Source organism: Streptomyces sp. NPDC005866 (assembly GCF_040629895.1).
GTDB lineage: Bacteria > Actinomycetota > Actinomycetes > Streptomycetales > Streptomycetaceae > Streptomyces.
In genome coordinates this window covers 108,141-128,930 of sequence record NZ_JBEXWP010000026.1, presented here as the reverse complement: position 1 = coordinate 128,930, position 20,790 = coordinate 108,141, and the positions used below count along the sequence as shown (strand labels likewise).

The 20,790-nt window shown below is 70.1% G+C and carries 21 protein-coding genes; 9 read left to right on the top strand and 12 right to left on the bottom strand.

The window, feature by feature from the left end; translation table 11 throughout:
* The first annotated feature begins 42 nt into the window (after nt 1–42).
* Nucleotides 43–1,062: a bifunctional lytic transglycosylase/C40 family peptidase gene (locus ABZ396_RS31950; RefSeq protein ID WP_358918519.1), complete on the top strand. Its 1,020-nt coding sequence runs from the start codon at nt 43–45 to the stop codon at nt 1,060–1,062.
* A gap of 192 nt (nt 1,063–1,254) precedes the next feature.
* Nucleotides 1,255–1,947 (top strand): phosphatase PAP2 family protein, encoded by a 693-nt coding sequence (locus tag ABZ396_RS31945; RefSeq protein WP_358918521.1) that lies wholly within the window; start codon nt 1,255–1,257, stop codon nt 1,945–1,947.
* Nucleotides 1,948–2,066: 119 nt separating this feature from the next.
* Here ABZ396_RS31945 and ABZ396_RS31940 read toward each other — a convergent pair whose 3' ends face one another.
* Complete coding sequence (locus ABZ396_RS31940) at nt 2,067–3,629, bottom strand: FAD-binding oxidoreductase (RefSeq protein WP_358918523.1); 1,563 nt, start codon at nt 3,627–3,629, stop codon at nt 2,067–2,069.
* Between the two features lie 363 nt (nt 3,630–3,992).
* On the opposite strand from ABZ396_RS31940, the gene pstS reads away from it, so the two are divergent.
* The 4 genes from pstS to pstB all read left to right on the top strand — a co-directional run bounded on the left by pstS (nt 3,993) and on the right by pstB (nt 8,177).
* Nucleotides 3,993–5,120 carry a phosphate ABC transporter substrate-binding protein PstS gene (gene pstS / locus ABZ396_RS31935; protein WP_358918525.1) on the top strand — a complete coding sequence of 376 codons (1,128 nt, stop codon included), beginning with the start codon at nt 3,993–3,995 and terminating at the stop codon, nt 5,118–5,120.
* Nucleotides 5,121–5,265: 145 nt separating this feature from the next.
* The gene (gene pstC, locus ABZ396_RS31930) at nt 5,266–6,273 is read left to right on the top strand and encodes a phosphate ABC transporter permease subunit PstC (protein WP_358918527.1); all 1,008 of its coding nucleotides are present in this window, start codon (nt 5,266–5,268) and stop codon (nt 6,271–6,273) included.
* Nucleotides 6,270–7,331, top strand: a complete 1,062-nt coding sequence (gene pstA, locus ABZ396_RS31925; RefSeq protein ID WP_358918529.1) for a phosphate ABC transporter permease PstA — start codon at nt 6,270–6,272, stop codon at nt 7,329–7,331. Before pstC ends, pstA begins: the two co-directional genes overlap by 4 nt.
* Before the next feature lie 69 nt (nt 7,332–7,400).
* A complete protein-coding gene (gene pstB, locus ABZ396_RS31920) occupies nt 7,401–8,177 on the top strand; it encodes a phosphate ABC transporter ATP-binding protein PstB (protein ID WP_358918530.1) in 777 nt (258 codons plus the stop codon).
* Nucleotides 8,178–8,712: 535 nt separating this feature from the next.
* Here the strand turns inward: pstB and ABZ396_RS31915 are convergent.
* Both ABZ396_RS31915 and ABZ396_RS31910 read right to left on the bottom strand, forming a co-directional pair.
* Nucleotides 8,713–9,711, bottom strand: a complete 999-nt coding sequence (locus tag ABZ396_RS31915; protein WP_358918532.1) for an inorganic phosphate transporter — start codon at nt 9,709–9,711, stop codon at nt 8,713–8,715.
* A 7-nt stretch (nt 9,712–9,718) separates the two neighbouring features.
* On the bottom strand, nt 9,719–10,339 hold the full coding sequence (locus tag ABZ396_RS31910) for a DUF47 family protein (RefSeq protein ID WP_358918534.1): 621 nt from the start codon (nt 10,337–10,339) through the stop codon (nt 9,719–9,721).
* Nucleotides 10,340–10,536: 197 nt separating this feature from the next.
* Between ABZ396_RS31910 and ABZ396_RS31905 the strand changes: the two genes are divergently transcribed.
* The gene (locus tag ABZ396_RS31905) at nt 10,537–10,875 is read left to right on the top strand and encodes a metal-sensitive transcriptional regulator (RefSeq protein ID WP_358918536.1); all 339 of its coding nucleotides are present in this window, start codon (nt 10,537–10,539) and stop codon (nt 10,873–10,875) included.
* Between the two features lie 25 nt (nt 10,876–10,900).
* Here the strand turns inward: ABZ396_RS31905 and ABZ396_RS31900 are convergent, their stop codons facing one another.
* The 9 genes from ABZ396_RS31900 to ABZ396_RS31860 all read right to left on the bottom strand — a co-directional run bounded on the left by ABZ396_RS31900 (nt 10,901) and on the right by ABZ396_RS31860 (nt 19,259).
* Entirely contained in the window at nt 10,901–11,068 is a 168-nt protein-coding gene (locus ABZ396_RS31900; RefSeq protein ID WP_358918538.1) for a hypothetical protein, read from the bottom strand.
* Between the two features lie 104 nt (nt 11,069–11,172).
* Nucleotides 11,173–12,027 carry a hypothetical protein gene (locus ABZ396_RS31895; protein WP_358918539.1) on the bottom strand — a complete coding sequence of 285 codons (855 nt, stop codon included), beginning with the start codon at nt 12,025–12,027 and terminating at the stop codon, nt 11,173–11,175.
* Between the two features lie 312 nt (nt 12,028–12,339).
* Entirely contained in the window at nt 12,340–12,756 is a 417-nt protein-coding gene (locus ABZ396_RS31890) for an NUDIX hydrolase (RefSeq protein ID WP_358918540.1), read from the bottom strand.
* Complete coding sequence (locus tag ABZ396_RS31885; protein ID WP_358918542.1) at nt 12,753–13,775, bottom strand: CHAD domain-containing protein; 1,023 nt, start codon at nt 13,773–13,775, stop codon at nt 12,753–12,755. Before ABZ396_RS31885 ends, ABZ396_RS31890 begins: the two co-directional genes overlap by 4 nt.
* Nucleotides 13,756–16,113 (bottom strand): RNA degradosome polyphosphate kinase, encoded by a 2,358-nt coding sequence (locus ABZ396_RS31880; protein ID WP_358918544.1) that lies wholly within the window; start codon nt 16,111–16,113, stop codon nt 13,756–13,758. The genes ABZ396_RS31885 and ABZ396_RS31880 overlap by 20 nt, the downstream gene beginning before the upstream one ends.
* 197 nt (nt 16,114–16,310) lie before the next feature.
* Nucleotides 16,311–17,084, bottom strand: coding sequence for a hypothetical protein (locus ABZ396_RS31875; RefSeq protein ID WP_358918546.1), 774 nt, complete (start codon nt 17,082–17,084; stop codon nt 16,311–16,313).
* Nucleotides 17,081–17,980 carry an ABC transporter permease gene (locus tag ABZ396_RS31870; RefSeq protein WP_358918548.1) on the bottom strand — a complete coding sequence of 300 codons (900 nt, stop codon included), beginning with the start codon at nt 17,978–17,980 and terminating at the stop codon, nt 17,081–17,083. The genes ABZ396_RS31875 and ABZ396_RS31870 overlap by 4 nt, the downstream gene beginning before the upstream one ends.
* Nucleotides 17,977–18,855, bottom strand: coding sequence for an ABC transporter ATP-binding protein (locus ABZ396_RS31865; RefSeq protein ID WP_358918550.1), 879 nt, complete (start codon nt 18,853–18,855; stop codon nt 17,977–17,979). The genes ABZ396_RS31870 and ABZ396_RS31865 overlap by 4 nt, the downstream gene beginning before the upstream one ends.
* A complete protein-coding gene (locus ABZ396_RS31860) occupies nt 18,852–19,259 on the bottom strand; it encodes a GntR family transcriptional regulator (RefSeq protein WP_358918551.1) in 408 nt (135 codons plus the stop codon). The genes ABZ396_RS31865 and ABZ396_RS31860 overlap by 4 nt, the downstream gene beginning before the upstream one ends.
* 146 nt (nt 19,260–19,405) lie before the next feature.
* Here ABZ396_RS31860 and ABZ396_RS31855 point away from each other — a divergent pair, with 146 nt between their 5' ends.
* Both ABZ396_RS31855 and ABZ396_RS31850 read left to right on the top strand, forming a co-directional pair.
* Nucleotides 19,406–19,948 carry an RNA polymerase sigma factor gene (locus tag ABZ396_RS31855; protein WP_358918552.1) on the top strand — a complete coding sequence of 181 codons (543 nt, stop codon included), beginning with the start codon at nt 19,406–19,408 and terminating at the stop codon, nt 19,946–19,948.
* Entirely contained in the window at nt 19,945–20,778 is an 834-nt protein-coding gene (locus ABZ396_RS31850) for a zf-HC2 domain-containing protein (protein WP_358918554.1), read from the top strand. The genes ABZ396_RS31855 and ABZ396_RS31850 overlap by 4 nt, the downstream gene beginning before the upstream one ends.
* Nucleotides 20,779–20,790 lie beyond the last annotated feature (12 nt).

Sequence of the window (20,790 nt, the reverse complement as noted above, 5' to 3'; positions counted from 1 at the left end):
ATAGCGCCACTCTCGGCCGAAATGGCGTTGAACAGCCCTGACATGGGGGAGGGTTGGGGCGTGCGGAAAGTATGGGTGTTCGGTGGCGCGGCGGTCGGGCTCGGGCTGAGCTTCGTCATGCTGCTCGTCGTCGGCGTGTACGTCGTCGCCGGGAACCTGCTCAACGGGGCCGGCGGCGCCAGCAAGGCGCTGGCCAGGGGAGCCGTGCCGGCCGCCTACTCCACACTCGTGCAGAAGTGGGGCAATCTGTGCTCCGCCATCAACCCCGCCCTGCTCGCCGCCCAGCTGTACCAGGAGAGCGGGTTCAACCCGAAGGCGCAGAGCGCGGCGGCCGCGCAGGGGATAGCGCAGTTCATCCCGGGAACCTGGGCCACCCACGGAATCGACGGCAACGGTGACGGGGTCCGCGACGTCTGGGACCCCAATGACGCGATTCCGTCGGCCGCCTCCTACGACTGCCAGCTCGCCTCCTACGTCAAGGACGTCCCCGGCGACATCTCCGAGAACATGCTCGCCGCCTACAACGCGGGGGCGTACGCGGTCATCAAGTACAAGGGTGTGCCGCCCTACAAGGAGACCCGGAACTACGTCAAGACGATCACCACTCTCGAGGACAGCTTCGCCGCGCCCGTCAGCCGGCTCTCCCCGACCAAGCAGGCGGCCGGCGCCATCGGGTACGCCCAGGGCAAGCTCGGCACCCCCTACCTCTGGGGCGGCAACGGCACAGCTCAGGAGGGTGGCCGGTTCGACTGCTCGGGGCTGACGAAGGCGGCGTACGCGAGCGTGGGAATCACGCTGCCGCGCGTCGCCAACGACCAGTACAACGCCGGTCCGCACCCCTCGCGCAACGAGCTGCTCCCGGGGGACCTGGTCTTCTTCTCCACCGATCTGTCCAACTCCCGCGCCATCCACCACGTGGGCATCTACGTAGGCGGCGGGTACATGATCGACGCGCCCTACACCGGGGCGGTCATCCGGTTCGACCCCATCGACGGCGCCGACTACTTCGGGGCCACCCGCGTCACCGTGGATGGCGCGAAAGCGCTGCCCACCACGGTGTGAACGGAGCGTATAACCCACCCGCTGAGCTGGGGCTTTGTGTCTCTCTTCGATAACGTCTGCGTGATCATTCGGTGGAACGTGGAACGTAGTGACGGGGACCGTGCGTTCCTGTTGACGTAGCCGACCACGGGGGTGGCAGCGAGCGACGCACACGAGGTGCGTCCGGAACGACGACGAAGGGGCCGCAATACGATGGCTGTACTCGCCGAATCCGGATCCAACCCCGACGTCGACCTGCTCTACGACATCAACGGCCTCGCCAAGGACGCACCGCACTGGTTCGACCGGGCCGTGGAGTTCGCCGGGGAGTACGGGCTGCTGGCCGCGATGGTGCTGCTGGTGGTGTGGTGCTGGTGGTACGTGCGCCGCCGCGGGGACGAGGACGCCGCCGCCACGATGGCCGCGCTGGTGTGGACGCCGCTCGCCGCCGCGATCGCCGTCCTCGTGAACGTTCCCATCCGCGGTTTCGTCGAGCGGCCCCGGCCGTCCCTCACCCACCAGGGGCTCGACGTCCTGCTCTCCGGCAGGACCGACTACTCGTTCGTGAGCGACCACGCGACGATCACCATGGCTCTGGGCGTCGGGCTGTTCGTCGCGAACCGGAAGTTCGGGGTGGCGGGGATAGGGCTGGCGTTGGTGGAGGGGTTCTGCCGGGTGTACCTGGGGGTGCACTACCCGACGGATGTGGTGGGCGGCTTCGCGCTGGGCACGGCCGTCGTCCTGCTGCTGTCTCCGCTCGCCACGGCTTTGCTGACGCCGATGATGAAGGCGGTCGAGGGGGCGCCGCGGGCCGGGTGGATCGTGCGGCGCCGATCAGCGGCGGTGGGACTGGTCCCGGAGGCCCGGCCGTCCCTGGAGTCCGAGGAACGGGACCTGGCGGCGTAGCCGGGGCCCGCAGCTGAGTAGCCGGCGCGACCGCGGCGCCCTGTAAGGGGCGCGGGGCTGTATCGATGGCTACCGCCGCGTGGGCGCGATCAACCCCCGCACCCGCGGCCGAAGTACTCTCACAACCCCTGCGGGCAAGAGAAGAACCGCGTCGGGTCGTACTGCTTCTTCACCTGGCCCAGACGCGTCGCCGCGTCCCCGTAGTACGCCTTCTTCCAGTCGGCCAGCGTCGGGTCCGTGTAGTTCTGGTACGCCGCGCCGGAGGCGTACGGCTTCATCGCCGCATGCGCCCCGTTCAGCCACGTCTGGGCCGAACCGCCGGAGGCACCGGCTCCCCACGACACTATGTACTGCGCCAGCATCCGCGACCGGCGGTGCACGAACGCCGTCGCCGTCGGGGAGACCCGGTTGACCGCGCCGCCCAGGGCCGTGAACGCGATGCTGCCCGCGCCGCCCCGGACCGAGCTGATCTGCTTCAGGGCCGTCTGGATGCCGGCCGCCGAGAAGGAGCGGTCGAAGAAGTCGGAGCGGGCCGCGTAGGTCTCACGGCCCAGCCTGCCCGACGTGGAGCGGCCCGGGGTGGAGCCGGGCAGATGGCACTGGGCCTGGGTGGAGAAGGAGGAGCAGCCGGCGTAGATCTCCATCGCCTCCTCGTAGCCGTGGCGGCGCAGGGAGACGGAGGAGGCGTTGGCGCCTGCCTTGTGGGCCAGGGCGTCCACCGCGTTCTGGAGTTCGCCGTACGTGCCCATCGAGAAGCAGGCCACCGAGATGCGCGGGGTGCCGCCGGAGCCCTCCAGGTGGAGGGAGGACCAGATCTCGTCCGGCTGGGAGGGGCCCCACTCCTGCCACGCCTTCAGGACCTGCGCCGCCTTGGACCACGGCCAGGTCAGGTACGCCGTCACCGCCTGCGGCGTGGGGTGGGTCCTGAACTGCAACTCGGTCACGACGCCGAAGTTGCCGTTGCCGGCTCCGCGCAGCGCCCAGAAGAGGTCCTTGTTGGTGCTCGCGTTGGCGACGACCTGTGTGCCGTCGGCGGTGATCAGCGTTGCCTGGGTGAGGCTGTCGCAGGTCAGGCCGTACGCGCGGGACGCGACCCCGTGGCCGCCGCCAAGGACCAGGCCGGAAACACCAACGGTGGGGCAGGAGCCCGCCGGGATGGTCACGCCCTTGGCCGCGAGGCCGCGGTAGACGTCGATCAGCTTGGAGCCGGCGCCGACGACCGCCGTGCCGCCGCTGACCCGGATGCGGTTGAGCCTGGAGACGTCGACGATCAGGCGCCCGTCGCCCGAGGAGTAGCCCGCGTAGGAGTGGCCGCCGTTGCGGATCGCGATCTTCAGCCCATGGGCCTGGGCGTACGACAGGGTGGTGCGGATGTCGTCCGCGTGGGCCACGTACGCCACCGCCGACGGCTTCAGTCCGTCGAAGCGGGTGTTGTAGAGCTGGTACGCCGTCTTCCAGCTGGTGTCGCCGGGGCGGACCAGGGTGCCGTCCAGGGCGTGGGCCAGTGCGGTCCAGTTGGCGGCGGCCGCTGCGCTGGTGGTCTTCAGCGCCGTACGAGAGGATGTGGACGCGAGTGGCACGCCGGTCGTGTGTGAGGCGGTGGCGCCGCCGGAGCTGCATCCCGTCAATGCGGTCGACGCGAGGGCGACCGCCCCGCCCGATATGAGGGTACGCCGTTCCATGCCCGTGCCTTTCGTCGGCTTTCGTGGGACGAGACGGCGTCCGTCGCACACGGGTTCCCGTCCGGTGTAACGAAGGCTGTGACGTCGTAACGGCTGTGATGGCGAATGCCGAAGGCGTGTTCGTGTAGACCACTGGTTGGAATCTGCATGTGCTCTTACCGTAAGCAGTCCGTGACCTAACCGGGTCGACGGCAGGGGTTCACCCTCCGTTTACCGATGGCCATCGGCGGCTTCACCTGTTCTGCCTAATTTCGGCCGTACCCGATGTGGTGAGCGGTCATAAATGCCAAGTCAGGAGGCCCTCACCCCATCAAATACTTCGCACGCCGCCGAAGGTGGCGCCTCTGGAAGGAACTCCCGAAAGTGAAGCTTCAGCGCAAGAACCGGCTGCGCGCCCTGTCTCTCGGTGCTGTCGCTGTCTCCGGCGCCCTGGCCCTTACGGCGTGCGGCTCCAACGACACCGGCAGCAGCTCCGGCAACGCGTCGGCTTCGGCCTCCAGCAGCAGCTCGATCAAGTGCGACAACGCCAAGGGCCAGCTGCTGGCCGACGGCTCCTCCGCGCAGAAGAACGCGATCGACGCCTGGGTGAAGAACTTCTCCCAGGCCTGTGGTGTGCAGATCAACTACAAGGGCTCCGGCTCCGGCGCCGGTGTGACCGCCTTCACGCAGGGCCAGGTCGCGTTCGCCGGTTCCGACTCCGCGCTGAAGCCGGAAGAGGTCACCGCCTCCAAGAAGGTCTGCTCCGGCGGTCAGGGCATCGACCTTCCGATGGTCGGCGGCGCCATCGCCATCGGTTACAACGTTCCGGGTGTCGACAACCTGGTCCTGGACGCCCCCACCCTCGCCAAGATCTTCGACAGCAAGATCACCAACTGGAACGACGCGGCGATCAAGAAGCTGAACCCGGGTGTGAAGCTCCCGAACCTGAAGATCCAGGCGTTCCACCGCTCGGACGAGTCGGGTACGACGGACAACCTCACCAAGTACCTGATCGCCAGCGCCCCCAGCGACTGGAAGTACTCCGGCGGTAAGGCCTGGCAGGCCAAGGGCGGTCAGTCCGCTCCGCAGTCCGCGGGTGTCGCCCAGCAGGTCAAGCAGACCTCCGGCGCCATCGGCTACTTCGAGCTCTCCTACGTCTCGGACGGCATCAAGGCCGCCTCCATCGACACGGGCGCCAGCAAGCCGGTCGCCCCGTCCACCGAGTCCGCCACCGCCGACATCGCGGCCGCCAAGGTCGTCGGCACCGGCAAGGACCTGGCGCTGCAGCTCGACTACAAGACCAAGGCCGAGGGCGCGTACCCGATCAGCCTGGTCACGTACGAGATCGTCTGTGACAAGGGCAACAAGGCCGACACCCTGCCGGCGACCAAGACGTTCCTGCGCTACATCGCCAGCCAGGACGGCCAGAAGGTCCTCTCCACGATCGGCTACGCCCCCGTCCCCGACGAGATCATCGCCAAGGTCCGCACGACCGTCGAGGGCCTGAGCTAAAGATCCGAGAGTGCGGCCGAGTTCCGGAAGGAACCGGCCGCACCGTCCGGTGCACCGCCGCCCGGAGCCGTACGCCCCCTGATCAGGGACGTACGGCTCCTCCGAGCCGCCCCCCCCAAGGCGGCTCCGCAGACCGGAGAACCCGATGGACATATCTACGCAGACAACAGACGCATCTCCCCCCACCCCCCAGCCCAGCGCGGCCGAGCAGAAGCGCAACGCCCGCGGTGCCACCCGAGCCGGTGACCGGGTCTTCCTCGGTCTCTCCCGCGGATCCGGCATCCTGCTGCTGGTGATCATGGCCGCCATCGCGGTCTTCCTCAGCTACCGTGCCGCCCTCGCGATCAGCCGCGACCACGGCAACTTCCTCACCACCTTCGAGTGGAACACCAACCTGGTGCCGCCGGTCTTCGGTATCGCGGTCCTGGCCTTCGGCACGGTCGTCTCCTCGATCATCGCCATGGCCATCGCCGTCCCGATCGCCGTCGCCATCGCGCTGTTCATCACGCACTACTCGCCGCGCAGGCTCGGCGGCACCATCGGCTATGTGATCGACCTGCTCGCCGCGGTGCCGTCCATCGTGTACGGCCTGTGGGGCGGGCTGATTCTCGTACCCCACATGACCGGCCTGTTCGGTTGGCTGAACAACTACTTCGGCTGGACCGGGATCTTCTCCTGGGACGGCGGCGCGCCGCGCTCGATGCTCACCGTCGGCATCCTGCTCGCGATCATGATCCTGCCGGTCATCACCAACGTGAGCCGCGAGGTCTTCCGCCAGGTCCCGCAGACGCACGAGGAGGCCGCGCTGGCCCTCGGCGCCACGCGCTGGGAGGTCATCCGCATGGCGGTGCTGCCCTTCGGCCGCTCCGGCGTGATCTCCGCCTCGATGCTCGGCCTCGGCCGCGCGCTCGGCGAGACGATGGCCGTCGCCACCGTGCTCTCCCCGGACTTCGACATCCACGCCAGCCTGCTCAACCCAGGCGGCGGCACCTTCGCGCAGAACATCGCCAGCAAGTTCAGCGAGGCGACCGCGGACGGCCGTGACGCGCTGATCGCGTCCGGTCTGGTCCTGTTCGTGATCACCCTGCTGGTCAACGGCGCGGCCCGCGTGATCATCGCCCGCCGTGCAGAGTACTCGGGGGCCAACGCATGAGCACCGCAGCAGTCGCCGACAAGCGCCCCAGCACCCTGCGCGGCGCCAGCCTCCCCAAGTGGTCCCCCTACGCCATCATCGGCGGGTCCATCGTCCTCGGCGTGGTCATCGGCCTGATCGGTGGCCTGGACAGCAAGATCCAGTGGGGCCTGATCGCCGGCCTCCTCTACGTCCTCGGCACCTACGGCATCGCCGCCAAGGTCGAGGGCCGCCGCCAGGCCAAGGACCGGGTCGCGACCTCCCTGGTCTGGGTCGCCTTCATCGTCGCCGTGATCCCGCTGGTCTCCCTGATCTGGGTGACCATCTCGCGCGGTGTGAAGGTCCTGGACGTCTACTTCCTCACCCACTCCATGGGCGTCGTCGCCGACTCCCAGCCCGGCGGTGGCGCCTACGCGGCCATCATCGGCTCCCTGGAGCAGGTCGGCCTCGCCACCCTGATCGGTGCGCCGGTCGGCATCCTCACGGCCATTTACCTCGTCGAGTACGGGCGTGGCCGCCTCGCCAAGTCCGTCACCTTCTTCGTGGACGTGATGACCGGTATCCCGTCGATCGTCGCGGGTCTGTTCATCCTCAGCCTGATGCTGATCTTCAACATGCAGCCCTTCGGCTTCGCCGGATCGCTGGCCCTGGCCATCCTGATGATGCCGGTCGTGGTCCGCTCCACCGAGGAGATGCTCAAGCTCGTCCCCAACGAGCTGCGCGAGGCCTCGCTGGCCCTCGGCGTGCCGAAGTGGCGCACGATCATCAAGGTGGTCCTGCCGACCTCCATCGGCGGTATCACCACCGGTGTCATGCTGGCGATCGCCCGTATCGCGGGTGAGACCGCCCCGGTGCTGCTGCTGGTGTTCGGCAACCCGTTCATCAACAACAACCCCTTCGAGGGTGCGCAGTCGTCGCTGCCGCTGTTCATCTACCAGCAGTACGCGAACAGCGCGGGTGCCAACGCCGCGTACGACCGTGCCTGGGCGGCGTCGCTCACGCTGATCGCCTTCGTGATGATCCTGAACCTGGTGGCCCGCGGCATCGCCCGCTGGAAGGCCCCGAAGACCGGTCGCTAAAGAATTGACTTGCGGCTACCGCCGCGTGGGGCCTCACAGCGACCCCCAGACTTTGGAAGTGAAGAAGTAATGTCCAAGCGAATCGACGTAAGCGGGCTGTCCGCCTTCTACGGCGCCCACAAGGCCATCGAGGACATCTCGATGAACATCGAGCCGCGCACCGTCACGGCGTTCATCGGCCCCTCCGGCTGCGGCAAGTCGACGTTCCTGCGCACGCTCAACCGCATGCACGAGGTCACCCCGGGCGGCCGTGTCGAGGGCAAGGTCCTCCTCGACGCCGAGAACCTGTACGGCGCCGATATCGACCCCGTGGCGGTGCGCCGCGAGATCGGCATGGTGTTCCAGCGTCCGAACCCCTTCCCCACGATGTCGATCTTCGACAACGTGGCCGCGGGTCTGAAGCTGAACGGCAGCTACAAGAAGAGCCAGCTCAACGACATCGTCGAGAAGTCGCTCAAGGGTGCGAACCTCTGGAACGAGGTCAAGGACCGCCTGAACAGGCCGGGCTCCGGCCTCTCCGGTGGTCAGCAGCAGCGTCTGTGCATCGCCCGCGCGATCGCGGTCGAGCCGAAGGTGCTGCTCATGGACGAGCCCTGCTCCGCCCTGGACCCGATCTCCACCCTCGCCATCGAGGACCTGATCGGTGAGCTCAAGGAGCGCTTCACGATCGTCATCGTGACGCACAACATGCAGCAGGCGGCGCGTGTCTCCGACCGTACGGCGTTCTTCAACCTCGCCGCCGTGGGCCAGCCCGGCAAGCTGATCGAGATCGACGACACGGAGCGCATCTTCTCCAACCCGTCGGTCCAGGCCACGGAGGACTACATCTCCGGCCGCTTCGGCTAAGCCGGAACCGACCCCTCGCGGTGCTGCATGGCGGTGCCACCGCGAGGATGCAAAAGGGCCCGCCCCTGGCTCCCGGGGGCGGGCCTGCCTGCGTGTCAGGGCGGCGGTATTCACACCCTGTGGACAGGAAGGCGGCCAGCTCCTCTCCCGAGCTCCGCGGCTCGTCCACAGCGGTGCGGCCGCCCCCGGGCCGGTCAGCCCCATGGTCTGTGGCCGCCGCCAGGTCACCGCGCCCGGACGGCTCGGGCACGACAAGCACGACGAGCACGACGGCCGACGCCGGCTCCGCCGTGCCCGGCGGCCGTGTCGCCGCGGTCACGAAGTCCCCGAGGCCGTTGCCGGCCACGACGTGGGTCGTTCCTGCCCTCGGAGTCGCCGAGCCTCGCCAGTCCCACGCTCCACAGCCGTACAGGACGTACGGCCTCCCCGTCGGTGTGATCTCCGCGGGGGGCGTGGGCGAGGGGTCCGCGGTCCAGGCCACCGGGACGGGGGCGGTGAGGAGTCCGACGGCTCGTCCGCGGGCGGCCGAGAGCGGCTACAGGAAGGCGAGGTCCACGAGGCCGAATGCCGCCGCCGCCACCAGCGCCGCCGCCGGCATCGTGATGAACCAGCCCAGGACGATGTTCTTGGCCACGCCCCAGCGGACCGCGTTCACGCGCTTCGTCGCGCCGACGCCCATGATGGCCGAGGTGATGACGTGGGTCGTGGAGATCGGCGCCTTGAAGAGGAACGCCGTGGTGAACATGATCGAGGCCCCCGTCGCCTCGGCCGCGAAGCCCTGCGGGGGGTCCAGCTCGATGATCTTGCGGCCGAGGGTGCGCATGATGCGCCAGCCGCCCGCGTAGGTGCCGAGGGAGAGCATCACAGCACAGATGATCTTGACCCAGACCGGGATCGAGTCGCCGTACGACGCATGGCCGGAAATCACCAGTGCCATGAAGACGACGCCCATCGTCTTCTGTGCGTCCTGGAGGCCGTGACCGAGGGCCATGGCCGCCGCCGAGACCGTCTGGGCGATACGGAAGCCCTGCTTCGCCTTGTGCGGGTTGGACCGGCGGAAGAGCCACATGATGGCCGTCATGACCAGGTAGCCGAGGACCAGGCCGACCACCGGCGACAGGAACATCGGGATGACGATCTTGTCGAGGACGCCGTTCCAGAGGACCTGTGTGCCGCCGGCCAGGGCCGCGCCAACCAGGCCGCCGAACAGGGCGTGGGAGGACGAGGAGGGCAGGCCGAAGTACCAGGTGACGAGGTTCCAGACGATCGCGCCGACGAGCGCCGCGAAGAGGATGCCCATCCCCGTCGAGCCCTGGGGTGTCCGGATCAGGCCCTCGCTGACCGTCTGGGCGACCTGGTTGCCGAGGAACGCGCCGGCCAGGTTCATCACCGCGGCCATGGCGAGCGCCGCCCGGGGGGTGAGCGCCCGCGTCGACACCGACGTCGCGATCGCGTTCGCCGAGTCGTGGAAGCCGTTCGTGTACGTGAAGAAGAGCGCGACCAGGATGGTCGCGATGAGCGCGAAGGTGTCCATCGACGCCTCAGGACTCCTTGACGGCGATGGTCTCCACCGTGTTCGCCACGTGCTCGAACGCGTCCGCCGCCTCTTCCAGTACGTCCACGATCTGCTTGAGCTTCAGCACCTCGATCGCGTCGTACTTGCCGTTGAAGAGATGGGCGAGAAGCTTGCGGTGGATCTGGTCGGCCTGGTTCTCCAGACGGTTGACCTCGATCCAGTACTCGGTGAGGTTTTCCATCGTGCGCAGGTTGGGCATCGCCTCGGCCGTCAGGTCGGCGGCCCGCGCCAGCACCTCGATCTGCTGCTCGACGCCCTTGGGCAGCTCCTCGATGTTGTAGAGGACGACCAGGTCGACGGCCTCCTCCATGAAGTCCATGATGTCGTCGAGGGAGGACGCGAGGGAGTAGATGTCCTCGCGGTCGAAGGGCGTGATGAACGAGGAGTTCAGCTGGTGGAAGATCGCGTGCGTGGCGTCGTCACCCGCGTGTTCCGCTGCCCGCATACGCTCTGCGATCTCGGCCCGGGCAGACGCGTCCGCCCCGAGCAGTTCCATCAGGAGTTTCGAGCCCGTGACGATGTTGTCCGCGGACGCGGCGAACATGTCGTAGAAGCTCGTCTCCCTGGGGGTCAGACGAAAGCGCACTTGGGGTCCTCGGTATGCATGGGTTTCGGTCAGGCTGATGCTAGGCGCATCATCCGGCCACGGCTAATGGGCCGTCCTCCAGTGTCGCCCATCGGCGACAGTGATCAGCACGGGGGCGTCCCGAGGGCCCTATACCCAGCAAAGTTCGTTACCATATACCCGCTAGGGGTATACGTCTCGACGACGCGGAGGACGCGATGACGACCACCGAGGCCGACGCCACGAAGCCCTCCGGGAACGAGGCGCCGGCGACCACGCACGGCTACCACAAGCAGAAGGACGAACACCTCAAACGGCTGCGCAGGATCGAGGGCCAGGTCCGCGGGCTGCAGCGCATGGTCGACGAGGACACCTACTGCATCGACATACTCACCCAGGTCTCCGCCTCCACCAAGGCCCTGCAGTCCTTCGCCCTGCGACTCCTGGAGGAACACCTGCGGCACTGCGTCGCCGACGCTGCCGTCAAGGGCGGGACGGAGATCGACGCGAAGGTGGAAGAGGCCACCCAGGCCATCGCCCGTCTGCTGCGGACCTGACCGGAGTCACCTGACCCCGACCGGGTCAGCGGTCCTCGCGCTCCTCGGCCACTCTCAGCACCTCGTCGATGCTCTCCAGGCTGAGCCGCTCCTCGGCGGCGGACGCCGCGATGATCAGCTCTCCGCACAGTTCGATCTCGGCGAGGGCCACGTGGTCCTGAACTGCCGTACCGCCGACCGGAGCCACGTGCATCACCTCTTCTCTGCCGTCACCGACTTCCTAGAGTAGGGAGCGGCCTACACAACGCGCATGGCACGGACGGGCTAGTTCACAGGCTGTACAGAGCCGATCCCGGACTAGTGCGTTGGCTGGTTTTCGGCGATCCTGCCCGCGTAGATGTCCTGGGAACGCGGCAGCTTCACGTCCACGGGTGTGCCGAAGTCGTACAGCAGGGTCGTCGAGGCGACCGCGACCGTGCCCTTCTGGCTGTCGTTGACGAAGCTGAACCGCTGCCGCAGTTTCCGGACACGGCCCTGGTCGTCGAGGTACGCGTCGAACGGAACCTCGGCCGTGGCGAACCCTTTCGCCGCGGCGGCCAGGGCCGGCCGGTTGCCGGCGGAGGCCGCGCGGGCGGCGGCCGTGAGGTCGGCGGTGCCCCGGTAGTGCCGGACCTCGGCCCCGGCGACCTCGGTCTTTCCCACGTACGTCGCCGTGCGGGTGCCGCGCAGCAACTCGGCCGCCGCGAACGGGTCGGTCGCGCCGCCGGTGACCAGGTTGCCGTCGGAGAGGCTCGCGGTCTCCACCCGGACCCACTTGTCGGCGGGCACCCCGGCGCCCCTGTTCTTCATGAACAGCGCGCCCGGGGCGAGGAGTTCGGTGATCGGGCGGTGCTCGGGGGTGCCGGCGGGGTCCTGCGGGAGCACGACCGTGAGTTCGCCGAGCTGGTTGCGGTAGTCGTAGACGCCCTTGCCGCGGATGGTGACCCGGGTGCCGCCGGTCGCCATCTCTATCGACGTCGTCGCCCTGGAGGTGGCGGCGTCGCGCAGGGTGTCCGCCGCGTGCTGCAGAACGGTGACCGCGTTGTCGCCGGGGTCGCCGCCGGCGCCTTCGGCCGCGGCGCCCCCGCAGCCGGTGGCGCACGCGCCGAGGCCGACCATGAGCCCTACGGTGACGGCCGTCTTTCCAGCGCGCCTGTGCTGCCGCCGATCCATCGCCTGCCTACCCCCAGCCGGTACGTCCGTCACGGGCCTCCTGTCGTTCCGCTTAACGAGGGGTGGGAGGGGCCGTCACGCATACCGGCTCTTTACCGGGCGTGGGTATTGTTGTCAGAGTGGCGCAGAAGGACGGTTCCGGGCGGCCCTTGCAGGGGCAGGAACACCACACGAGTGCGGTCGAACACGGGCCGTTCTGTTACGCGCGGTGCACATGTGGGTGGCGGGGGCCGGCGCGCAGGGCGAGAAGCCTTGCGCGGACCGACGGGAAGGGGCACAGAGCCGCGGGGTGAGCTGCGGTCCCGCCCTCTTTCACCGGGTGTTGTGCAGTGAGGCCAGCAGCTCGTCCACCAGGTCGGCGTCCCTCGGCTGTGTCAGGCGCTGCCGTGCCTCGGCCGGGCGCAGCCACAGGATCCTGTCCACCTCCTGGTTCGGGGTGAAGTGGCCCTCTCCTGCCTCCGCCGCCCAGTAACGGACCTCCTTGGGGCGGCCGTTGGCGTAGTAGCGGACCGTGGAGAGTTCGTTGCCGAGGCGGGCTGTGTAGCCGGTCTCCTCCTCGACCTCGCGCAGTGCGGCCGCCGCCGCGTCCTCGCCGCGCTTGAGCTTGCCCTTGGGGTGGGACCAGTCGTCGTACTTGGGGCGGTGGACGAGGCAGATCTCCAGACCCCCGTCCACCGGGGAGCGGCGCCACAGGACGCAGCCGGCCGCCAGCACCGGGGTGCCGGTCACAACGACTCCAGCCGCTGCTTCTGCCACGCCTGCTGGAACGCGAACCGGGCCGCCTCCACCTCGTGCCGCTGGTCGGCGTGGAGGACACCGAGGGCGTAGGCCGTCGCCGGGGCGATGCGCGGGGTGCGGGCCGCCGCCGCGGCGGCCGCCGCCGCTTCCGAGGCGTCGCGGTGCCGGTTCAGGGCCTGCCCCGCCGAGAGCAGCCGTACGTCCACCGGCGCGCCCTCGCCGCACAGCACCTCGCGGGCGTAGCGGTGCAGGCGCAGCAGCAGGCGGACCTGGTGCCAGGGGCCGTCCTGTGGATGCGGGGCCGGGTCCGGGGACAGGCCGTGGACCAGGGCCTCCGCGTTGTAGGGGTGGCCTGCGGTGACCAGGGGGAGGGCCGCGATGGCGTCGGTGAGGCGCTCCTCGGCCGCCGCGGCGAGGGGGCACAGGTCGGTCGTGGGGGCCGCCGTCGTGAGCGGGACCTCGCTGGCCAGCACCGCGACCTTGTCGGCGACCGCGTGGAAGCGGGAGGAGCCGAGTGCCTGCAGGGCCGTGGAGTGGGCCCTGGTGCGGGCGAGGGTGAGCTGGCGGTCCAGTAGGGCGCCCGCCTTGGCCGCGCCGACGGTGAGGTTGCCGCGCTCGGCCACGGCCTCCGAAGTGGCCTGGGCCGGCAGGGTCGTTGAGCCGGAGAGGCGGTGAAGTGCCAGCAGCAGGCGCTCCAGTCTGGCCTCGTAGGCGTGCTCAAGCCCCAATGTGCCTGACAGCCATGCCAGTTCGGGGCGGATCTCCTCCGACCAGTCGGCCTCCAGCAGGGGGCGGAAGGTGTGCAGGCTGCCGCTGATGCGCCGGGCCGAGCGACGCAGCGCGCGGGCCGCGTCGACGGACTCGTCCGTCACGCTGGTCGTCCCGGTCTCCCGGTGCAGCCGCAGCGCGCGGAGGAACTCCGTGGCCTGGGTGCGCAGGTAGCCCGCGAGGGCGTCCCCGGCCACGACCCGGGCCGTGGGGTCCGTCGGTTCAAGGTGTTGCTGTGCCACGCCGGCGCCTCCGGGCGTCTATGAGCATCTCCTGGATGTTGCGCAGGGGCTTTCCGTCCGCGTCGGTCGCGTGCCGGGTCCATTCGCCGTCCGGCCCCAGATGCCAGGAGGAGGTGGAGTCGGACATGCCGATTTCGAGGAGCCGGTTGAGCGCTGCTCGATGAGCCGGGTCGGTGACCCGGACCAAGGCCTCTATCCGACGGTCGAGGTTGCGGTGCATCAGGTCGGCGCTGCCTATCCACACCTCGGGCTCGCCGCCGTTGCCGAAGGCGAAGACCCGGGAGTGTTCCAGGAAGCGGCCGAGGATGGAGCGGACCCGGACGTTCTCCGACAGGCCGGGGACGCCGGGGCGGATCGCGCAGATGCCGCGGACCCATATGTCGACCGGTACGCCCGCCATGGACGCGCGGTACAGGGAGTCGATGATCGCCTCGTCGACGATCGAGTTGACCTTGATACGGATGAACGCGGGCCGGCCGGCCCGGTGGTGCTGTACTTCCTTGTTGATGCGTGCGATCAGTCCGTCACGCAGCGACTTGGGGGCCACCAGCAGGCGGCGGTACGTCTCCCGGCGGGAGTAGCCGGAGAGGCGGTTGAACAGGTCGGACAGGTCGGCGCCCACCTGCGGGTCGGCGGTGAGCAGGCCGAGGTCCTCGTACAGGCGCGCGGTCTTCGGATGGTAGTTGCCGGTGCCGACGTGGCTGTAGCGCCGTAGCGTATCGCCCTCCTGGCGGACCACCAGGGACGCCTTGCAGTGGGTCTTCAGGCCGACCAGGCCGTAGACGACATGGCAGCCGGCCTCCTCCAGCTTGCGCGCCCACTTGATGTTGGCGTGCTCGTCGAAGCGGGCCTTGATCTCGACCAGGACGAGGACCTGCTTGCCGGCCTCGGCGGCGTCGATGAGCGCGTTGACGATCGGGGAGTCGCCGGAGGTCCGGTACAGGGTCTGCTTGATCGCGAGGACGTCCGGGTCCTCGGCCGCCTGCTCGATGAAGGCCTGCACGGAGGTCGAGAAGCTGTCGTACGGGTGGTGCAGCAGCACGTCACGTTCGCGCAGGGCCGCGAAGATGTCGGGCGCTGACGCCGACTCGACCTCGGCCAGGTCGCGGTGGGTGCCCGCGATGAACTTGGGGTACTTCAGCTCCGGCCGGTCCAGGCTGTGGATGCGGAACAGGCCGGTCAGGTCGAGCGGGCCGGGCAGCGGGTAGACCTCGGCCTCGCTGATCTTCAGCTCGCGGACCAGCAGGTCGAGGACCTCGCGGTCGATGGACTCCTCGACCTCCAGGCGCACCGGCGGCCCGAAGCGGCGCCGCATGAGCTCCTTCTCCAGGGCCTGGAGAAGGTTCTCGGCGTCGTCCTCCTCGACCTCCAGGTCCTCGTTCCGGGTGAGGCGGAAGGCGTGGTGCTCCACGACCTCCATGCCCGGGAACAGTTCCTCCAGGTGGGCGCCGATGACGTCCTCGATCGGGACGTACCGGCCCGCGGAGGCCTCCAGGAAGCGGGACAGCGACGGCGGCACCTTCACCCGGGCGAAGTGCTTGTGGCCGCTCACCGGGTTGCGTACGACGACGGCCAGGTTCAGGGAGAGGCCGGAGATGTAGGGGAAGGGGTGCGCCGGGTCGACCGCCAGCGGGGTCAGGACCGGGAAGATCTGGTGCCGGAAGAGCGTGAAGAGCCGCGCCTGCTCCTTCTCGGTCAGCTCGGCCCAGCGGATCAGGTGGATGCCCTCCTCCGCGAGCGCGGGGGCGACGTCCTCGTGGTAGCAGGCGGCGTGCCGGGCCATGAGCTCACGGGAGCGGGCCCAGATCATCTCCAGCACCTCGCGGGGCTGCAGCCCGGAGGCGGACCGCGTGGCCACACCGGTGGCGATACGGCGCTTCAGGCCGGCCACCCGGACCATGAAGTACTCGTCCAGGTTGCTCGCGAAGATCGCCAGGAAGTTCGCCCGCTCCAGCAGGGGCGTGTTCGGGTCCTCGGCGAGCTCCAGCACCCGCTCGTTGAACGCGAGCCAGCTGCGCTCCCGGTCAAGGAAGCGCCCCTGGGGCAGCTGGGGCCCGTCGTACGGTGACTCCTCGTACGGGGTGTCGAGGGCGGCATCGATGTCGGGTTCCAGGTCGGAGACCGCGTCGGCCACGGTGTGCGGGCGGTGCGCGGCTATGGAGCCCACGGAGGGCTGTGCGTGCTGGACCTGTGCCCGGGCGTTCTGCTGGCTCATGACCCCATTGTTCCGCGCCCGGGGCGTGACAGGCGCGTCGGAACGTGCGGGTGGGAGCTGAACGACCCCGTTTCCCGCGAACCCCTGCGGGGGCGGCGAAGGCTCTGGCACGGCGGGCTTCATTGGCTGAGCGTCGCAAGCCAGCCTGAACCAATGGTTACGAAGACATGGCGTATGGGATAGCGGCGGGAGGCTCGCGGACGTCGGTGATCAGGGCGCGCAGCCCTTCGGGATCACGAAAGCGACGTTCCTGTACGACCTTCCCACGGATCCCGTGCGCCCTTCCGCCGACGGGGGGACGCACGGGTTGTGACGGTCCCTCAGCGGGTCCGGTGGCGCAAGAGGGAGAACGCGCCAGCGGTGGCCGCCGCGGTAATGGCGAGCACCATGGCGGTGGCCGTGAGGTGGACGGCCCAGAAGCCGCGCAGGGGGCCGTGCAGCGGCTTCCACGCAGCGCGCAGATACAGCCTGGTCACCAGGGTGGCGGCGGTGGCCACGGCCAGTGCCGGCAGGGTGCGGCGCAGGGCGATCCCGGCGAGCGCGCCGACGGCGAGGCCTAGCAGCAGCAGGGCCGGCAGCAGCGGGCCGCGCGGGATGAAGACGCGGTCCCAGGTCCAGTCGGTGACCAGGGCGTCCTTGTCCGCGGTCCACGCCCAGACGAAGACCAGCGCCAGCAGCCCGCCTCCGGCGAGCAGCGGGACCGCGGCCGTGGTCAGCTTGCGGGCCAGCCAGCGGGCCGGGGAGACCGACTGGGTCCAGGCCAGCTTGGCGGTGCCGGACTCCAGCTCGCGGCCGATCAGCGCGGCGGCCGCCCAGGCGGCGACGGCGACACCGGAGTAGCTGAGGGCCTCGCCGAGGAAGTTGAAGACGTTGTTGGCGTCCGTGAACGCGGAGTAGTCGCAGACAGGGAGGTCGCCCCGGGTGGAGAAGTGGAAGCCGAGGCAGGACCGCTCGGTGGGCACCCTGGAGAGGTGCAGCCAGAGCAGCCCGCCCAGCGCCGACAGCGCGAACGCGGTCCAGACGAGCAGCGCGGGGCGGTGCAGCCGGAGCAGGGAGCGGTGGGCGGCCGCGGGGGCGGCGGACAGGGCGGTCATCGGGCGGCCGTCTTTCCGGTGAGGCGGCGCAGCGCCAGGAAGCAGCCCAGGGCCAGCAGGGCCGCCACGGCGAGGAGCAGGGCCGTGGTGGTCAGCTGGAGGGGCCAGTAGTGCGAGGCAGGGTGGTAGCTGCCGTAGGGGCCGTCGGCGTTCTTGCCCTCCCGCACCGTCCAGGAGCTGTTGGGGAGGGCGAAGTAGGCCTCGCCGGTGCTGGTCCTCGTCGGCCACAGGCGGGGCATGAGCAGCTGGGCTGCGGTCCAGATCGCGCCGGTGAGCAGCAGGCCGAGGCCCAGGGCGGACAGGGTGCGGCGGGACAGCAGGCCCGCCAGCGCGCCCGCCGCAAGACCGCACAGGGCCAGGGCGACGAGGGTGGGGCCGTTGGTGTGAAAGGTCCAGATGTCGTACCACTGCTTGGCGCTGTGGATACGGCCGATGCCCGCGGCCCAGGCCAGATGGTGCAGCCAGACCAGCAGTGCGGTCCCGGCGGTGACGGCGGCGGCCGGTACCGCGAGGCGGACGGCCAGCCAGCGCACGGGGGTGCTGGACTGGGTCCAGGCCAGCCGGGCGGTGCCGGACTCCAGCTCCTTGCCGAACGCGCCGCCGGCCCAGGCGGCCGCCAGGAAGGGCACCGCGGCCATGGCCAGGGTGGCGTAGTCGTACCAGTCCTTGTAGCGCAGGATCGCGCTCTGGTCGTACGAACACCTCCGCCAGTCCGTGCAGGCGTTGTACTGGCGCCAGCCGTCGGCCGCCGCGTCGGCCAGCGGGCCGTGCAGGAGGAGGAGCAGGGCGGTGCCGGTGAGGACCAGGCCCGCCCAGACGTACAGCGCGGGGCGGTGCAGCCGCAGCAGCCAGCGGGTCAGACGCGGGCTTCCCGCGGTGATGGTCATGGTGGTCATACGGCGGCCTCCACTGCCGTCAGGGCCGGAGCCTCGGGGTTGCGGAGATGGGCGAGGACCAGTTCCTCCAGGGAGGGGGCGCCGGTGCGCCAGTCGGCGGGCAGCGGGCCCGCCGGGCGGACCAGGGCGCTGAGCCGCCGGCCGGTGGTCCGGGACTCCACGACGGTGTGCGGGCCGAGGTCGGCGTCGGCGTCGGCGCCGACCCGGGTGTGGGCGGCCAGCAGGTCGTCGATCTCGCCGGCCAGCCGGACCCGTCCGCCGCCGATCAGCAGCAGATGGTCGCAGGAGTCCTCCAGTTCGGCGACCACGTGCGAGGACATCGCGATGGTGGTGCCGTGCTGGGCGGCCTGCACCATCAGCAGGCCCATCAGCTCGTGCCGGGCCAGTGGGTCGAGGTCGGCCAGCGGTTCGTCCAGGAGCAGCAGTTGGGGCCGCTTGCCGAGTGCCAGGGCGAGCGCGACACGGGTGCGCTGGCCGCCGGAGAGGGCGCGGACACGGGACTTCGGGTCCAGGTCGCCGCCGGCCACCACGTGCTCGGCGGCGGCCGCGTCCCAGCGCTCCGGGTTGAGGTCGGCGCCCATCCGGAGCGTCTCGGCGACCGTGAGCTGCGGATACAGCGGCTTGTCCTGGGCGACGTAACCGACCCGGCCGCGCGCCTCGGCCGGGGTGGCGCCGAGGACGGTCAGCTCGCCCTCGGTCGGGCCCAGCAGACCGGAGGCGAGGGCGAGGAGCGTGGACTTGCCCGCCCCGTTGGGGCCTACGACGGCGCACACTCGCCCCGCGGGGAGCCGGAAGGCGCAGTCGCGCAGGGCCCAGCCCCCACGCCGGCCGAAGCGCTTGCCCAGCCCCGAGGCCGCTATCGCGGTGTCGGTCATGAACTCTCTCCTTGGAAGTGCTTCTCGTGCACGGCGAAGTGCTGTTCGAGTACGGCGGTGAACAGTGCGGCCACGTCGTCCCGGTCCAGGCCGGACTCACGGGCCCGGACCGCCCAGTCGTCCAGCTCCCCGTGCAGGGGAGACTCGGCCGGGGCGGTGCTCAGGGCGCGTTTCACGAACGTGCCGAGGCCGCGCCGGGCCTCGACCAGGCCCTCCCGCTCCAGCTCCCGGTAGGCCTTGAGCACGGTGTTGGGGTTGATCGCGGTGGCCTCGACCACCTCACGTGCGGTGGGCAGCTTGTCTCCCGGCTGTATGTGGCCAAGCCGGAGCGCCTGCTTGGTCTGCTGGACGATCTGCACGTAGGTGGCGACGCCGGAGCGCCGGTCGATGCGGTACTCGACCACTCGTACAACCACCCTTTCACTAATTGAGTAGTGAAAGGGTGGTGCAAGATTGTTCCGAAAGTCAAGGCCGCAAGATTTCCGGGAGATTTTCGGGCCGGCCCCCGGAACCCGTGAACCGATCGGCCGGGCTCGTGCGATGAGGAGACGTGAGCGGAACGAGAAGCGACGGGGAGCTGCTGCGGGCGGTCGCGGCGGACTCGGACCGGCGCGCCTTCGAGGAGCTGTACCGGCGGTACGCGCCGTGGCTGACCGCGCGGCTGCGCGGCCGGTGCGCCGACCCGGCGGTCGTCGACGACGTCGTACAGGAGACGTTCCTCGCGGTGTGGCGGGGCAGCGCCCGCTACCACGAGGAGGGTGACGCCGCCGGGTGGCTCTGGCGGATCGGGTCGCGGCGGCTGGTCGACGCGCTGCGCGGCGACGGGGCCCGGGGCCGGCTGCGGCAGGCACTGGCGCGGCTGCGGCACCGGGACGAGGACTCGGCGGAGGAACGCGTGCTCGCGGGGGTGGAGCACGGGGACCTCGCCGGGGCCCTGGTCCGGCTCTCGCCGGAGCTGCGGGCGGTCCTCCAGGCGACGGTGATCGACGGGCTGACCACCCGGGAGGCGGCGGTCCTGCTCGGCATCCCGCCGGGGACGGTCAAGACACGGGCGATGCGGGCGCGCAAGCAGTTGCGGGAGGAGTTGGCATGACGGACACCGGAACTCCCAGGAGCGGCTGGCATGTCGCCGAAGAGGATCTACGGGCTTACACGCGCGGCGAATTGGCGCCGCCGCTGCTGTGGTCGGCCGACACCCACGTCGGCTCCTGCGCCGAGTGCCGTTCGGTGCTCGCGGCGATGTCCGACCCGGTCGCGCTGGAGACCGGCTGGCAGCGCCTGGACGCCGAACTGGACGCGCCACGGCCCGGGTGGGGCGAACGGCTTCTGACACGGATGGGCGTCGCCGAGCACACCGCACGCCTGCTCACCGCGACCCCGGTGCTGCGCCGCTCCTGGCTGGCGTCGGTGGCGTTCGTGCTGGCGGCGACGGTGGTCGTGGTGCACGCGGTGGACGCCCCGGCCCTGTTCCTGGCCCTGGCCCCGCTGCTCCCGCTCGCCGCGGTGGCGCTGTCGTACGGGCCGGTCCTCGACCCCACCTACGAGATCGCCGCGGTCGCCCCGACGCACGGCTTCCGCCTGCTGATGATCCGCACGGTGGCCGCGCTGACCGCCTCCCTCGGCCTCAACTGCCTAGCCGCGCTGGCCCTTCCGGGCTACGGCCTGCTCGCCTTCGGTTGGCTGCTGCCCGCCCTCGCGCTCACCGCGGCCGGACTGGCGCTCTCCGCCCGGCTGGGCCCGCTGCTCGGCCCCGGCCTGGTCGGCGGCGCCTGGACGCTCCTGATGCTGGTGGCCGCCATGCACCCCGCCGACACGCCGGTCGCCTTCACAGCGGCGGGACAGTCGGTGGCCGCGGCGCTGGCCGCGCTGGCGACCTTCCTGCTGCACCAGGCGCGGGACCGCTTCGACGCCAAGCCCTACTGAACCCTTACCTGG

Excerpts from the sequence above, each read along its gene's own strand:
- ABZ396_RS31870 (WP_358918548.1), bottom strand. The coding sequence starts at position 17,980 with ATGACCACCATGACCATCACCGCGGGAAGCCCGCGTCTGACCCGCTGG.
- ABZ396_RS31905 (WP_358918536.1), top strand. The coding sequence starts at position 10,537 with ATGACGACCACCGAGGCCGACGCCACGAAGCCCTCCGGGAACGAGGCG.
- ABZ396_RS31950 (WP_358918519.1), top strand. The coding sequence starts at position 43 with ATGGGGGAGGGTTGGGGCGTGCGGAAAGTATGGGTGTTCGGTGGCGCG.
- ABZ396_RS31865 (WP_358918550.1), bottom strand. The coding sequence starts at position 18,855 with ATGACCGACACCGCGATAGCGGCCTCGGGGCTGGGCAAGCGCTTCGGC.
- ABZ396_RS31850 (WP_358918554.1), top strand. The coding sequence starts at position 19,945 with ATGACGGACACCGGAACTCCCAGGAGCGGCTGGCATGTCGCCGAAGAG.
- ABZ396_RS31945 (WP_358918521.1), top strand. The coding sequence starts at position 1,255 with ATGGCTGTACTCGCCGAATCCGGATCCAACCCCGACGTCGACCTGCTC.
- ABZ396_RS31940 (WP_358918523.1), bottom strand. The coding sequence starts at position 3,629 with ATGGAACGGCGTACCCTCATATCGGGCGGGGCGGTCGCCCTCGCGTCG.
- pstB (WP_358918530.1), top strand. The coding sequence starts at position 7,401 with ATGTCCAAGCGAATCGACGTAAGCGGGCTGTCCGCCTTCTACGGCGCC.
- ABZ396_RS31915 (WP_358918532.1), bottom strand. The coding sequence starts at position 9,711 with ATGGACACCTTCGCGCTCATCGCGACCATCCTGGTCGCGCTCTTCTTC.
- pstC (WP_358918527.1), top strand. The coding sequence starts at position 5,266 with ATGGACATATCTACGCAGACAACAGACGCATCTCCCCCCACCCCCCAG.
- ABZ396_RS31895 (WP_358918539.1), bottom strand. The coding sequence starts at position 12,027 with ATGGATCGGCGGCAGCACAGGCGCGCTGGAAAGACGGCCGTCACCGTA.
- ABZ396_RS31900 (WP_358918538.1), bottom strand. The coding sequence starts at position 11,068 with ATGCACGTGGCTCCGGTCGGCGGTACGGCAGTTCAGGACCACGTGGCC.
- pstA (WP_358918529.1), top strand. The coding sequence starts at position 6,270 with ATGAGCACCGCAGCAGTCGCCGACAAGCGCCCCAGCACCCTGCGCGGC.
- ABZ396_RS31880 (WP_358918544.1), bottom strand. The coding sequence starts at position 16,113 with ATGAAGCCCGCCGTGCCAGAGCCTTCGCCGCCCCCGCAGGGGTTCGCG.
- ABZ396_RS31875 (WP_358918546.1), bottom strand. The coding sequence starts at position 17,084 with ATGACCGCCCTGTCCGCCGCCCCCGCGGCCGCCCACCGCTCCCTGCTC.